At 62.8% G+C, this 14253-nt stretch carries 10 protein-coding genes; 5 read left to right on the top strand and 5 right to left on the bottom strand.

Features of this window, described 5'->3' with window-relative positions:
- Window positions 1-113: 113 nt before the first annotated feature.
- The gene (locus tag AC54AG_RS26700; RefSeq protein WP_034749309.1) at window positions 114-1394 is read left to right on the top strand and encodes an EAL and HDOD domain-containing protein; all 1281 of its coding nucleotides are present in this window, start codon (window positions 114-116) and stop codon (window positions 1392-1394) included.
- 96 nt (window positions 1395-1490) lie between these two features.
- Here the strand turns inward: AC54AG_RS26700 and AC54AG_RS26705 are convergent, their stop codons facing one another.
- Both AC54AG_RS26705 and metH read right to left on the bottom strand, forming a co-directional pair.
- Entirely contained in the window at window positions 1491-1862 is a 372-nt protein-coding gene (locus tag AC54AG_RS26705; RefSeq protein ID WP_051990989.1) for an SPW repeat protein, read from the bottom strand.
- A 114-nt stretch (window positions 1863-1976) separates the two neighbouring features.
- Complete coding sequence (gene metH / locus AC54AG_RS26710; RefSeq protein WP_496632352.1) at window positions 1977-5771, bottom strand: methionine synthase; 3795 nt, start codon at window positions 5769-5771, stop codon at window positions 1977-1979.
- Between the two features lie 650 nt (window positions 5772-6421).
- Here metH and AC54AG_RS26715 point away from each other — a divergent pair.
- Entirely contained in the window at window positions 6422-8899 is a 2478-nt protein-coding gene (locus AC54AG_RS26715; protein ID WP_496632354.1) for an IPT/TIG domain-containing protein, read from the top strand.
- Window positions 8900-9057: 158 nt separating this feature from the next.
- The gene (locus AC54AG_RS26720; RefSeq protein ID WP_070301616.1) at window positions 9058-9468 is read left to right on the top strand and encodes a tautomerase family protein; all 411 of its coding nucleotides are present in this window, start codon (window positions 9058-9060) and stop codon (window positions 9466-9468) included.
- On the opposite strand, the gene AC54AG_RS26725 is transcribed toward AC54AG_RS26720, so the two are convergent.
- From AC54AG_RS26725 to def, 3 genes are all read right to left on the bottom strand, one after another.
- Entirely contained in the window at window positions 9469-10371 is a 903-nt protein-coding gene (locus AC54AG_RS26725; RefSeq protein WP_072456701.1) for a LysR family transcriptional regulator, read from the bottom strand. It lies immediately after the preceding gene.
- 14 nt (window positions 10372-10385) lie between these two features.
- Window positions 10386-11342, bottom strand: coding sequence for a methionyl-tRNA formyltransferase (gene fmt, locus AC54AG_RS26730; protein WP_058050246.1), 957 nt, complete (start codon window positions 11340-11342; stop codon window positions 10386-10388).
- A 228-nt stretch (window positions 11343-11570) separates the two neighbouring features.
- The gene (gene def / locus AC54AG_RS26735) at window positions 11571-12113 is read right to left on the bottom strand and encodes a peptide deformylase (RefSeq protein WP_034749294.1); all 543 of its coding nucleotides are present in this window, start codon (window positions 12111-12113) and stop codon (window positions 11571-11573) included.
- 306 nt (window positions 12114-12419) lie between these two features.
- On the opposite strand from def, the gene dprA reads away from it, so the two are divergent.
- Entirely contained in the window at window positions 12420-13523 is a 1104-nt protein-coding gene (dprA, locus tag AC54AG_RS26740) for a DNA-processing protein DprA (protein ID WP_072456707.1), read from the top strand.
- 94 nt (window positions 13524-13617) lie between these two features.
- The gene (locus tag AC54AG_RS26745) at window positions 13618-14082 is read left to right on the top strand and encodes a Smg family protein (RefSeq protein ID WP_034749287.1); all 465 of its coding nucleotides are present in this window, start codon (window positions 13618-13620) and stop codon (window positions 14080-14082) included.
- Window positions 14083-14253: the final 171 nt, after the last annotated feature.

Genomic DNA, 14253 nt, shown 5'->3' on the forward strand with positions numbered 1-14253 from the left:
TGCTGCCAAAATACCCACAGCGCGGGCGAAATTCAGCTAAAGTATTGTCAATAGTGAACCTTGATGCGGGCGCGGCGCGGCCGGTGTCACTCGACGTGATTGATGAAGAGTTAATGATCGATATTTCCAGCAACGACATCACCCCGAAACCCTTGCGCGTGCGCGAGTTCTATCTGGGTCGACAACCTATCCTCGACCGCAACCAGGCCCTGTTCGGCTATGAGTTGCTATTCCGCAACGCTCCGGTCGGCCCCGCCAACATTACCAGCGACCTGTCCGCCACGGCGTCCGTCATCGCCCACGCTTCCCAGCTGGGCATGGAAAAGGTCATCGGCGACGCGCTCGGTTTCGTCAACGTCGATGCCGACGTGATCATGAGCGACATCTTCGTCTTCCTGCCGCGTGAAAAAGTGGTGCTGGAAATCGTCGAATCGATGCCCGTCACGCCGGAAGTGCGCGCGCGCATCAGCGAACTGGTGGGCCATGGCTTCACCTTCGCGCTGGAAAACGTCGTCTCCGATACGGCGCAAGTGCAGGAACTGCTGCCGCTGGTGCAGTACGTCAAGATGGACATGAGCACGGTCGACCCGAAAGTGCTGGCGGCGCTGGCGCCCCGTTTCAAGCGGGAAAACAAGAAACTGGTGGCGGAAAAGGTCGAGACACGCGAAGAATTCAAGTCGGGCCTGGACCTGGGCTTCGATTACTTCCAGGGTTATTACTTTGCCAAGCCGGCCATCATGACGGGCAAGAAGTTGTCGCCGTCGCAACTGGCCGTCATGGAACTGATGACCCTGGTGACGTCGGACGCCGACAACATGGATATCGAGCGCGCCATCAAGCGCGACGTGTCCCTGGCCCTGAACCTGCTGCGCCTGGTCAATACGCCGGCCGTGGGCGCGCGCCAGCGCATCGACTCGCTGAGCCAGGCCGTCACCGTACTGGGCCGCCGCCAGCTGCAGCGCTGGCTGCAAATCATGCTGTACGCGGAGCCAAGCAAGCGCGGCCATAGCATGACGCCGCTGCTGATGCTGGCCACCACGCGCGGCCGTTTGCTCGAATTGCTCGCACATAAACTGCGCCCGAACCACGCCCACTCGGCCGATATCGCCTTTACGGTCGGCATCATGTCACTGATGGATACCCTGTTCGGCGTGCCGATGTCGGAAATCCTCAGCCAGATCGAAGTGATCGACGAGGTGGCTGAAGCGCTGCTGTCGCGCGAAGGCTTCTACGGCGACCTGCTGCGCCTGGCCGAATGCATCGAGCGCATCGAAGACATGGAAGGCGAGATCGTACCGACCCTGCGCGACCTGGCCATGTCGCCGGACGACCTGGTGGAGCTGGAAATGGCCGCCTACGAATGGAGCGATAACGTCGTCCGCTACGCACTGTAGGTCGGATTAGGCCCAAAGGGCCGTAATCCGACAACATTGTTGGCGCGTTCTCAAAAGCCCTGCACGGCGCCGCCGTAGCAGGGCTTTTTTACGCCGCTACGCTGCCGCCCCGGGCCAGTGCTTGTGCAGCTCGGGGTCGGTGCGCAGTTCCCACAGGGCCAGCACGACGACGGCGATACCGACGAGCAGCTCGTTCCACATGACGACGGGCTGATCGGCCAGCCGCAGGATCCACGGCGAGGCGGCGACCCAGACGCCCACCAGCAGGTTGACCACGACGGCCCAGAAATAGGTCTTGTAGAGGTCGAAGGCGGCCAGCACGGCGATCACCAGGCCCGAGACAAGGGCGTTGATCATCTGCGGCGAGCCTTCGGGATAGGAAAAGGCCCAGGGCGAGACGACCAGCCATAAGCCCAGCAACAGGATCACTTGGTCCTGCCAGCGTTTCAGTTTGAAGTTGGTTGCCATATATCCTCCTTAGCCAGTCAGGGAACGGGCCGGAGCGGGCATGCAGCATGCCGGCCGGCATACTGCGTTAGTGCGCTGCGGCGCGCGGAAAGTTCCGCGCGCCTTGTGCTTAAATTATGACAGATTGGGCGCCAGCCAGCGTTCCACGTCCTCGATATTGGCGCCACGGCGTTTGGCCATGTCTTCCACCTGGTCCATGCCGATCTTGCCGACGACGAAGTATTTCGACTCCGGGTGGGCAAAATAGAAGCCGGACACGGCCGCGCCGGGGAACATGGCATACGATTCCGTCAGCTGCATGCCGATTTCCTCGGCCTGCATGACCTCGAACATCTGTTTCTTGACCGTGTGCTCGGGGCAGGCCGGGTAGCCGGGCGCCGGGCGGATGCCCACATATTTCTCGGCGATCATGTCGTCGTTGCCCAGGTGCTCGTCCGGCACATAGCCCCACAAATCCTTGCGCACGCGCTCGTGCAGGTATTCGGCAAACGCCTCGGCCAGGCGGTCCGCCAGCGATTTGAGCATGATGGACGAGTAATCGTCGTGCGCATCCTCGAAGCGCTTTTCGTATTTCTCGATGCCCAGGCCGGACGTGACGGCAAACATGCCGATGTAATCCTTCACGCCCGATGCCTTCGGCGCAATGAAGTCGGCCAGGCACTGGTTCGGCCGCTGCACGCCATCGACCACCGGTTTGACGCCTTGCTGGCGCATGCCGTAGTACGTAAATGCCACGGTACTGCGCGTATCGTCCGTGTACACCTCGATATCGTCGTCATTGACGCTGTTCGCCGGCAGCAGGGACACGACGCCATTGGCCGTCAGCCAGCGCCCGTCGATGAGTTTTTTCAGCAAGGCCTGGCCTTCCGCGTACACCTTGGTGGCAGCGTCGCCCACCACGTCATCGGTCAGAATGGCGGGGAAGGGGCCGGCCAGGTCCCAGGTCTGGAAGAACGGGCCCCAGTCGATGTAATTGGCCAGGGTGGCCAGGTCGACGTTTTTAAACACGCGGCGGCCGATGAACTTCGGTTTCACGGGCGTGCAGGCGCCATCGAAGGGCACGACCATGCGGTTGGCGCGCGCTTGCGCCAGCGGCAGGATGGGCAGCGCCTTCTTGTTGGCGTGCTGCTCGCGGATGCGCGCGTAATCGAGTTCGATGTCTTCCACGTATTTTTCGCGCTGCTCCGGCGTCAAGAGCGACTGCGCCACGGACACGGAACGCGAGGCGTCCGGCACGTAGATCACGGGGCCTTCGTAGTTGTGCGCGATTTTCACGGCCGTGTGGGCGCGGCTGGTGGTAGCGCCGCCGATCAGCAGGGGAATCTTGAGCATGCGGAAATGTTCGTCGCGCTGCATTTCCTTGGCGACGTACGCCATTTCTTCCAGCGACGGCGTGATCAGGCCCGAGAGACCGATGATGTCCGCGTTTTCCACCTTGGCGCGAGCGAGGATTTCCGAGCACGGCACCATCACGCCCATGTTCACCACTTCGAAGTTATTGCACTGCAGAACGACGGTGACGATGTTCTTGCCGATGTCATGCACATCGCCTTTGACGGTCGCCATGATGATCTTGCCTTTCGGCTTGGCGACGATGCCCGTGCGCTTTTCTTCCAGCAGCTTTTCTTCCTCGATGAAGGGAATCAAATGGGCCACGGCCTGTTTCATCACGCGCGCCGATTTCACCACTTGCGGCAGGAACATCTTGCCTTGGCCAAACAGGTCGCCGACCACGTCCATGCCGGCCATCAAGGGGCCTTCGATCACGTGGATGGGGCGCCCGCCATTGTGCAGCAGTTCCTGGCGCGCTTCTTCCGTGTCTTCCACGATGAATTGCGTGATGCCGTGCACCAGCGCGTGCGACAGGCGCGCCTGCACCGTGCCTTCGCGCCAGGCCAGGGTTTGCGCTTCGGCCTTGCCGCCCGCCTTCAGGGTGCCGGCAAATTCGATCATGCGCTCGGTCGAGTCTTCGCGGCGGTTCAGCACCACGTCTTCCACGCGCTCGCGCAGTTCCGGGTCGAGGTTGTCGTACACGCCCACCATGCCGGCGTTGACGATGCCCATGGTCATGCCCGCCTTTATGGCGTGGTACAGGAAAACGGTATGGATGGCTTCGCGGGCTGGATCGTTGCCGCGGAAACTGAACGACACGTTTGACACGCCGCCTGAGATCTTCGCGTACGGCAAGTTTTCCTTGATCCAGCGCGTGGCGTTGATGAAGTCGACGGCGTAGTTGTTGTGCTCTTCGATGCCGGTGGCGACGGCAAAGATGTTCGGATCGAAAATGATGTCTTCGGGCGGGAAGTCCAGCGCGTCGATCAGCAGGTGGTAGGCGCGCGCGCAGATTTCGATCTTGCGCTCGAAGGTGTCGGCTTGCCCCTTTTCATCGAAGGCCATGACGATGACGGCCGCGCCGTAGCGGCGGCACAGTTTCGCCTGGCGCAGGAATTCCTCTTCGCCTTCCTTCATGGAAATCGAATTGACGATGGCCTTGCCCTGCACGCATTTGAGGCCCGCTTCGATGACCGACCATTTCGACGAGTCGACCATGATGGGCACGCGCGAAATATCGGGTTCCGAGGCGATCAGGTTCAAAAAGCGCGTCATGGCGGCCAGCGAATCGAGCATCGCTTCGTCCATGTTGATGTCGATCACCTGTGCGCCATTTTCCACCTGCTGGCGGGCAACGGACAAGGCTTCGTCGTATTGCTCGTTGAGGATCATGCGCGCGAACGCTTTCGAGCCCGTGACGTTGGTGCGCTCGCCCACGTTGACGAACAGCGACGCGTCATTGACGACGAACGGCTCCAGGCCCGCCAGGCGCAAGTCGTGCGATGAGGCCGGCACCGTGCGCGGCGTGTTTTTCGACAGCAATTGGCCGATGGCGGCGATGTGCTCGGGCGTGGTGCCGCAGCAGCCGCCCGCCATGTTCAGGAAGCCCGCGTCGGCAAATTCACGCAGCAGGGCGGACGTGTCGGCTGGCAACTCGTCGAAGCCCGTGTCGCTCATGGGGTTGGGCAAGCCCGCGTTCGGGTAGATGCACACAAAGGTGTCGGCGATCTTGGCCAGCTCTTCCGCGTATGGGCGCATCAGGGCGGCGCCCAGCGCGCAGTTCAGGCCGATGGTCAGCGGTTTCGCGTGGCGCACGGAATTCCAGAAGGCGGGCACGGTCTGGCCCGACAAAATGCGGCCCGAGGCGTCCGTGACGGTGCCCGAAATCATCAAAGGCAGGCGCACGACAGTCGGGTTTTGCTCGTAGAACAGGTCGATGGCGAACAGGGCCGCCTTGCAGTTCAAGGTATCGAAAATGGTTTCCACCAGCAGCACGTCGGCGCCGCCTTCCACCAGGCCCTGCGTCTGCTGCAGGTAGGCGGCCACCAATTGGTCGAAGGTGACGTTGCGCGCAGCTGGGTCGTTCACGTCGGGCGAGATCGACGCCGTCTTTGGCGTGGGCCCGAGGGCGCCAGCGACAAAGCGCGGCTTGTCCGGCGTGGAATATTTGTCGCAGGCGGCACGCGCCAGCTTGGCCGCCTGGACGTTCATTTCATAGGCCAGGTGGGCCATGTGGTAATCGTCTTGCGCGATCGTCGTGGCGCCGAAGGTATTCGTTTCGATCAGGTCGGCGCCGGCTGCCAGGTAGCGCTCGTGGATTTCCTGGATGATGTGCGGCTGCGTCAGGGTCAGCAGTTCATTGTTGCCCTTGACGAACAGTTCGCGCGCGCCACTGTCGGCCGGCGCGGCGAAATCGATGAAGCGGCCGGCGGGACCGCCACGGTACGCTTCTTCGTCGAGCTTGTATTGCTGGATGATCGTGCCCATGGCGCCGTCGAGGATCATGATCCGCTGCGCCAGGATGGCGCGCAAGGTGGCTTCGGTCGGGGACATGGCGGGGATCACGGTATCGTTCATTTCATGCTTTCAATAGGCAAACGGGCGGCGGCGCGGCGACAAGACTGTACGAGGCGGTTGCGGGCCAGCAGGATCAGCTGACGGAGTGTGCCGGCCGGGTAGGGCAGGCAGAAGGTGGCAATCGCCTGATTTCACCGGGTCTAAAATTATACGGCATCAGGCTGCTTTGGTTTTAAGCAAAAGCGGCTGTTCGCCCCACAGCAGGCCAGGTTGCAACACATTGCAACACATCAGCTTGCGCCGCGCCTGCTTCTGAAAATTACATTCCTGAAAATCTTACTCAAAACGTTAATTCTTCCGCCAAACTTGGCAGGAAGGCACGGCGTCTAGGCTGTGGAAAAATTTCCACATTATTTGCGCACTGTCAGAATCTTTTTAATGAATTGAATGGCAATAGCTGCAAAGGAAAATAATTTTGATTTAAGACAAGACAGAGTGAAGCGAATAATTCTTAGAATAAATCTTTCCAAGTCGATACTTTAACTATTATCAAAACCAATTGAATCAAAAGCATTAATAGTTGTCCTTGGGAATCGAATTAACCCATAATATGGGTTCTTCGAAATTACATTCTCACCAAAAGTCACCAATATGTCACATTTCTCCCGTGTCCTCCCCGGCATCGCGCTGCATCAACATGGTTGCCAGCCATGAAAAACCATCTGCTTGTAGCATTGTTTGTCGTGCTGGGCCTGTCCGCTTGCGGCGGAGGCGGCGGTGGCGGTGGTGACACGGTGGTGGCGACCACCTCGGGTACGCCAGTGCTGGTTCCTGCCGTGACGGCCGTCTCGGCGGCGAATGTCGCCGTGGGTGGCAGCCTGGTGGTGACGGGCACGAATCTGAGCCGCGTGACGGCTTTTCAGGTGGGCGGCGTGAACGTTGCCGCCAGCGCCAGCAGCGACAGCAGCGTAACCCTGGCCATGCCGGGCGTGCCCGTCACGGGCGCCTTGAGCCTGGTCAGCGCCAGCGGCACGGCGACCACGAGCTATAACGTGAACGTGTACCTGCCGCTGAGCGTGAGCAGTGTCGCACCGGCAACGGGCGGCGTCGGTTCCAGCGTGACGATCACGGGCGGCGGCATGGGCGCCGTGACGGCGGTGCAGTTCGGCAATGGCGCGGCGGCAACGCCGCAAAGCCAGACGGCCGGCAGCGTGACGGTGGTGGTGCCTGCCGGTGCGGCGACAGGCGCGCTGACGGTGCGCGGTCCCTACAACGATGTGGCCAGCAGCGACACGTATACGGTCTTGGCAAACGTGGCAGTGACGTCGATCGCGTCGGCCGTCAACGGCGCGACCTTGTCGGTGACGCTGCAGGGCAGCAATCTCGACCAGGTCAGCTCGGCCACAGTGGGCAGTACGCCAGCCGCCATCGTCAGCGCCAGTGCCAGCCAGCTGGTGCTGTCCGCGCCAGCGTCGGCAACGGGCAGCGTGATGCTGTCGGCCGCTTCGCGCATCGCCGTGAATGCGGGCACGGTGTCGGCCTTTACCCTGGGCAGCATTGATTTCGCGCAGGTACTGAATTTGAATGCCAGCGATGCAGCCTTGCGCCTGACGCGTGGCAAGCCGGCCGCTGTGCGCGTGTCCGTGCTGGCCACGCAAACAGGCCAGGCCAGCCCGGCCGTGACCTTGAATGCGACGGCTGCCAATGGCAGCAACCTGGGCAGCATCACCATGAGCGGCCCGTCGGTCTTGCCGACGTCGAAAAGCGATTACAGTTTCAACGGCAATTTCAGCGCCATCCTGCCGTCCGGCTGGGTTCTGCCTGGCGTGCGCGTGCGCGTGACGGCCGTGGGCAATGACGGCGTGCAAGTGAGTCAGGAAGCGGCGCCCGTGGTGGCCAGCCTGGCCAGGATCCGTCTGGTGCTGGTACCGTTGAGCACCGATGATGGCGTGGCGCAACTGCCTGACGCCGAGGTGATCCGTGCCGCGCTGCTGCGCGTGTATCCGTATGCGGCGGAAAATATCAGCATCACCACGCGCGCGGCGCTGAGTATGCCTGGCAGCAGCACGGCCGACAGCTGGTGGAGCGATACCCTGGGCAAGCTGGAAAACCAGCGCGCACTGGAAGACCGCGGCGCCTATTATTATGGTTTCGTGCCGAAAATGTCCTCCACGCGCGCCGCCGGCCTGGCCTACATCAACCAGCGCAGCAGCGGCAACGACTTCACGTCGGCCATCGGCCTGGACGCCCGGTTCAACAGCATTGCCTCCGTCGATCCATTCGGCAATCAATGGCCTGAATGGCTGACTACGCTGGTGCATGAGCTGGGTCACAACCACTCGTTGCAGCACGTTGCCTGTGGCGGTCCGTCCGGCGCCGCTGCCGACTACCCGTATGCGAATGGCGATCTGGGTCCGCAACCGCTGTACAACAGCAGCTATGCGGGCAGCATTGGCCAGTTGAGCAAGGCAGTCTATGGCAGCACGCCGATGAAAGACGTGATGAGCTATTGCAGCGGCGCCTGGTTCTCCGACTACAGCTATGTGCGCGTACAGCAATTCCTGGAGAAGCGCAGCACGCAGGTTACTGGCAGCAATGTGGTGGCCGCCAGCATGTCCGTGGCCGAGAATGGCTATCTGACGATTTCCGGCCGTATCACGCCATCTGGCGTGGGGCTGCGTCCCGCCGTTGCCTCGTCGGTGCGCATCGGCGCAGCGGCCAGCGGCAGCGGCCATGCTTATACCTTGCGCGTGCTGACGGCGTTGGGACAGACTATCGACTTGCCCTTCGATGCCGTCTCCGTGGCCGACCATGGCGGCAACGCCATGAGCCATTTCCGCGTCAGCTTCGCCAACCCGGGCGACATCAGCGACGTGCAAGTGCTGGCAAATGGCAAGGCTTTGGCCAAGCTGGAGCGCCCGGCGCGCCGCAGCAAGGTCGCCGCCAACGATGCCACGTTCGATGCGGTACAAAGCGGCGGCAAGCTGGCGCTGGTCTGGAATGCCGAGGCGGAACCGTACGCCGCCGTGCTGCACGTGGCCGCCGATGGCCGCAAGACGGTGGTCGCCAGTGACTTGACCGGTGGCAAAGCCAGCGTCGACGTCAGCGCCTTGCCGGCCGGTGGCCGCTTCGAGGTCAGCCTGTCGTCGTCCGTGGGCGCACGCCTGATGAAGGTGCAGCGCCGCTAAGCAAGGGCGGTCGATGCAACAAGGGCTTGCCGCGGCAAGCCCTTTTTTATGCGCGCAGGCATTGGTGCATAAACTGCACAGATCCTGTGCCTGGCGGGGGCTGCCGTTTTATCTCCCGCCTGCCTAGAATGGGGCTTCATCCACTTGCGGAGCATCCCATGCCCATCCTGAACCTGCGTTTATCCACGCCACCCGATGCGCGTCAGTCGGCCGCCATCGCCGCCACCCTGAGCCAATTGACGGCGCAGCTGCTGCACAAGGCGCCCGAGCTGACGTCGGTGGCGATCAGCCATCTTGACGCGGCGCACTGGTTTGTCGGCGGGCCCTCGTTGCAGGCGCAGGGCAAGGCCAGCTTTTTCCTCGATATCCTGATCAGCGATGAAACGAATACGGCGGCGGAAAAGGCCGCGTATATCGCCGCCGTGTTTGCCGCCATGCACGAGTATCTCGGCGCCTTGCACGACGTCAGCTACATCCATGTGCACGATGCGCGCCAGGCGGCCTGGGGCTACGGCGGCTTGACGCAGCAATTCCGCGCCGTGCGCAAGGCGCTGCAGCAGCAGGCCTGATCAATCCCAGCGGCGATTTTGATAGTGTTGCACGGCGAAATCGATGAAGGCCCTGACCTTCGGCGACAGCTGTCGGCTGTGCGGATACAGCGCGTACAAGGTGCGTGGACGCAAGGTGTAGCCGGGCAAGACTTCCACCAGCTGGCCGCTGCGCAGCGCATCGCGCACGATGAAGCCGGCCGCGGCGGCAATTCCCATGCCGCCCACGGCCGCTTCACGCAGGGCCACGCTCGTATTGGCTTGCAGGCTGCCGCGTACGGCCACCTTGTGCGCGGCGCCGTCACCATCGGTGAACGACCACTCCGCCGGCTTCTCGCCAGAGGTGTACATCAGGCAATTGTGCTGGACCAGGTCTTGCGGCGTGGCCGGATGGCCATGGCGGGCCAGGTAGGCGGGCGAGGCGACGGCCACCGTGCGGCTGCTGGCCAGCTGGCGCGCCACCAGGGTGGAGTCGGGCAAGCCGCGCGCCAGCCGCAGCGCCACATCGAAGCCATCGTCGATCAGGTCGACGATACGGTCATTGCAGACGAGATCGATGTGGATGTGCGGATATTGGCGGCTGAAATCGGGCAGCCAGGCGGCCAGTTCCAGGGTGCCGAAAGCCATCGGCGCATTGATGCGCAAGCTGCCGGACGGTTGCGCCTGGTGCATGGCGACGGCGCGGTCGGCCGCGTCAAGGGCGTCGAGGATATCGCGGCTGGCCAGGTAGTATTCCTGGCCGGCGGCCGTCAGGGCGAAGCGGCGCGTGGTGCGGTTGAGCAACTGGGCGCCCAGCTGGCTTTCCAGCTGGCGCACCTGGCGCGAGACGATGGAGTGGGAAATGCCCAGCGCGGCGCCGGCGGCCGTGAAGCTGCCCAGTTCCACGACGCGGCGCAGGGCGCGCAGGGCGGTCAGCTGGTCCATGGGCACGTGCCGGTTTAAACGAAGCGCTTGCCTTCGAGGGGGAAGCCCTTGATGAACTCGGCCGCAGGCAGGCGCTTGCCGCCCGGCTTTTGCAGTTCCGTCAGGCGCAAGGAGCCATTGCCGCAAGCCACAACGATGCCGTGCTGGGCGTCGGCCGCCAGCACCTGGCCAGGCGCTTCCTTGCTGTCCGCCTCGATTACCTCGGCGGCCCAGATCTTGATGGTGACGCCATCGACCTGGCCGCAGGCGCCGGGAAACGGATTGAAGGCGCGGATTTTCAGGCCCAGTTCCAGCGCCGGCAGGCTGAAGTCGAGTGCCGCTTCTTCCTTGGCGATTTTCGCCGCATAGGTGACGCCCGCTTCCGGCTGCGGCACGGCTTCGAGCGGCTGCTGCTGCATCTTGCGCAGGGTTTCGACGATCATCTTGCCGCCCAGGGTGGCCAGCTTGTCGTGCAAGGTGGCGGTGGAGTCGCCCGCCTCGATGGGCGTGCGCTCGATGGCCAGCATGGGGCCCGTATCGAGGCCTTCTTCCATCTGCATGATGGTCACGCCCGTTTCATCGTCGCCCGCTTCGATGGCGCGGTGAATCGGTGCGGCACCGCGCCAGCGCGGCAGCAAGGAACCGTGGATATTGATGCAGGGTTTGATGTCGAGGGTGCTGCGCGGCAAGATCAAGCCGTAGGCCGCCACCACCATCACGTCGTAGTCGGTGGCCAGCAGGCGCTCGTGGGCCGCTTTCGCTTCGGCGGCGCGCTGCGGGTCCTTGCTGTCCATGCGCAGGGACAACGGTTGCAGCACCTCGATGCCGTGCTGCTGGGCATACTGTTTGACGGCCGAGGCGTGCAATTGCATGCCGCGTCCGGCGGGGCGGTCGGGCTGGGTCAGCACCAGCGGAATCTCGAATCCCGCTTCGTGCAAGTCTTTCAGGGCCGTGGCGGCGAATTCAGGCGTGCCTGCGAAGATCACTTTCATATGGTTCCTTGACGTGAGGTGCGCAGGCCCGCGCCGAAGGCGCCAGGCTGGCGTGGTGTAACGACTACTGTTGCTTAGTTTATCAGCTGTACTGCAAAAACTCCTTGAACACCTTACAAAACCGTAGCGAGCGGAAGCGAATTGTGGCTGAGAAGCGGAACTGTGCTTGAGCACAGTGAGCATCGCAGGCCGCAAGTCGCGACGCGCAGTAGGTTTGGTCAGGTGTTTTCAGAAACGGCGGTTCTGCGCGCGCAAGCTCGCTTCGCGCTCGAGACCACGGATTTCCTTGATCATCTTGGTCTTGATGCGGTTGCGCTTGAGCGGCGACAGGTATTCGACGAATACCTTGCCCAGCAAGTGATCCATCTCATGCTGGATGCAGACGGCCAGCAATCCATCGGCTTCCAGTTCGTACTGCTTGCCGTGGCGGTCCAGGGCACGCACCTTGATGCGGGCCGGGCGCTCGACGCCATCGTAGACGCCAGGCACGGACAGACAGCCTTCGTCGTAGACCTGCTTTTCTTCGCTGGCCCAGGTGATTTCCGGGTTGATGAAGACTTGCAACTGGTTTTTCTCTTCGGTGGTGTCGATCACCATCATCTGGATATGCTCGTCCACTTGCGACGCGGCCAGGCCGACGCCAGGGGCGTCGTACATGGTTTCGGCCATGTCGTCGATCAGGGTTTGCAGGCGCGCGTCAAATTCGGTGACGGGCTTGGCGATCGTGTGCAGGCGAGGATCGGGGTAACGCAGGATATTTAATATGGACATACGGATTCGACTGGTTAAGGTGGGCGCCGGTGCGCCGGATTATTCATGCCTGGGCCATGCGAACGATGGCAGGGCTATTTTATTTTTGAGTACGCTACGGTTGGGCGCGTGTGGCGCAACGGCGCGGCAGATGCGTTTGCCAGTGCGCTATTCGTTTGCTGCAAAGGGAAATTTTATCACAGACACCCATGGCCCTGTGGGCGGCGGGCCGTTTTGCAGCGCCATTGCACGCATTGTTGCGCGCGTCGGTATCGCGTCCGTGCCATGGCGCTAGCATGGGATGGCACAGTACACAGCGAGGTTGTCATGCATGCAATTGCAACGGCGGCAGACACGGCCACGGACCTGGCGGGCTGGCTGCGCCTGCAGCATCTGCCCGGCGTGGGGCCGGTGGCGGCGCGCGCCTTGCTGGCCCGCTTCGGCTTGCCGCCGCAAATCTTTGCCACGTCGTTCGAGGCCTTGCGCGAGGTGGTGCCGGCCAGCGTGGCGCGCGCCATCGTGCAGCCGCCCAAGCCGGTGGCCAACAGCCAGCTCGCGCTCACCCTGCAGTGGCTGGAGCGGCCCGGCAATGCCGTGCTGACCCTGGCCGATGCCGCGTATCCGCCGCTGCTGCTGGAAATCGCCGATCCGCCGCTCTTGTTATATGTGCGGGGACGGGCGGAACTGCTGTCGCGTCCCGGTGTGGCCATCATCGGCAGCCGCAATGCCAGCGCGCAAGGTATGCAGAATGCGGCTGCCTTCGCGCAAGCCCTCAGCGCGGCAGGCCTGACCATCATTTCCGGGCTGGCGCTGGGCATCGACACGCACGCGCACGAGGGCGGCTTGCGCGGCGAAGGCGCCACCGTCGCCGTGATCGGCACGGGGGCCGATCTGGTGTATCCACGTCGCAACCTTGATCTGGCGCAAAGAATCGCCGAGCAAGGCTGCATCGTCAGCGAGTACGCGCTGGGCTTGCCGGCCATGCCCGGTAACTTTCCGCGCCGAAACCGCCTGATCAGCGGCCTGGCGCGCGGCGTGCTGGTGATCGAGGCGGCGGCCCAGTCGGGCTCATTGATCACGGCGCGCCTGGCCGGCGAGCAGGGGCGCGACGTGTATGCCTTGCCCGGTTCCATCCACGCCACGCTGGCCAAGGGCTGCCATGCGCTGATCAAGCAGGGCGCCAAGCTGATCGAGTCTGCCGACGACGTGCTGCAAGAGCTGCAGTGGCTGGGTAGCGCCCCCGGCGTGCCGGCGGCGGTGGAAGACGAGACGCCGCTGCTGGCCGCGCTGGGCCACGATCCCGTCGATGCCGATACCCTGGCCGCGCGCAGCGGCCTGGCCATGGGCGCGCTGATGGGCGAATTGCTGGCGCTGGAGCTGGCGGGCCGGGTCGAACGCTTGCCGGGAGGACTGTTTCAACGCTGCAAATGACAGCTTGTCACTTGTGTGGCGGCCTTGCCGCACAGGGGCGCTTTGTCTGTGCGCACCCTTGTGTCTTAGCGAGCTTAGCTGCTAGAGTAGAGCCATGTTCGATATCCTGGTGTACCTCTACGAGACTTACTATCGCCCCGATGCCTGCCCCGAGCCGGCAGTCCTGGCGCGCAAACTGTCGGCCGTCGGTTTCGACGACGTGGAGATTTCCGAAGCGCTCGTGTGGCTGACGGACTTGAACGCCATGGCCGGCGTCGAACAAACCCTGACGGCCAGTTCCACGGGCACGCGCTTCTATGTGCAGCAGGAAAGCGACGTGCTGGGCACGGCTGCCATCGGGTTCATCCAGTTCCTGGAAAGCGCCAAGGTGCTTTCGCCACTGCAGCGCGAAATCGTCATCGAACGGGCGCTGGCGCTCGACGAGGCACCCGTTTCGCTGGGCAAGCTGAAAGTCATCGTGCTGATGCTGCTGTGGAGCCAGGGCAAGGAACCGGATGCCCTGATGTTCGACGACCTGTTCGTCGACGATGAAGACCTCCCGCCGCGCCTGCTGCACTAATATATACCCATATTCTTCGCTGTCTGTCCGACCCTGGCGCCACCGCCGCGCCATCCCCTTTACTATGTGCTGCACCGGCGCGCACGCCAGGCCATTGTGTTTGCGCCTGCGCATTCTTGCTTGCAGATAACTTGCCGAATTCTTCAATAGGCGCTTATCATTGGCCGCTTG

Source organism: Janthinobacterium sp. BCJ23, from assembly GCF_059617945.1.

Excerpts from the sequence above, each read along its gene's own strand:
- metH (WP_496632352.1), bottom strand. The coding sequence starts at position 5,771 with ATGAACGATACCGTGATCCCCGCCATGTCCCCGACCGAAGCCACCTTG.
- def (WP_034749294.1), bottom strand. The coding sequence starts at position 12,113 with ATGTCCATATTAAATATCCTGCGTTACCCCGATCCTCGCCTGCACACG.
- AC54AG_RS26715 (WP_496632354.1), top strand. The coding sequence starts at position 6,422 with ATGAAAAACCATCTGCTTGTAGCATTGTTTGTCGTGCTGGGCCTGTCC.
- AC54AG_RS26700 (WP_034749309.1), top strand. The coding sequence starts at position 114 with ATGATCGATATTTCCAGCAACGACATCACCCCGAAACCCTTGCGCGTG.
- AC54AG_RS26725 (WP_072456701.1), bottom strand. The coding sequence starts at position 10,371 with ATGGACCAGCTGACCGCCCTGCGCGCCCTGCGCCGCGTCGTGGAACTG.
- fmt (WP_058050246.1), bottom strand. The coding sequence starts at position 11,342 with ATGAAAGTGATCTTCGCAGGCACGCCTGAATTCGCCGCCACGGCCCTG.
- AC54AG_RS26745 (WP_034749287.1), top strand. The coding sequence starts at position 13,618 with ATGTTCGATATCCTGGTGTACCTCTACGAGACTTACTATCGCCCCGAT.
- AC54AG_RS26720 (WP_070301616.1), top strand. The coding sequence starts at position 9,058 with ATGCCCATCCTGAACCTGCGTTTATCCACGCCACCCGATGCGCGTCAG.
- dprA (WP_072456707.1), top strand. The coding sequence starts at position 12,420 with ATGCATGCAATTGCAACGGCGGCAGACACGGCCACGGACCTGGCGGGC.
- AC54AG_RS26705 (WP_051990989.1), bottom strand. The coding sequence starts at position 1,862 with ATGGCAACCAACTTCAAACTGAAACGCTGGCAGGACCAAGTGATCCTG.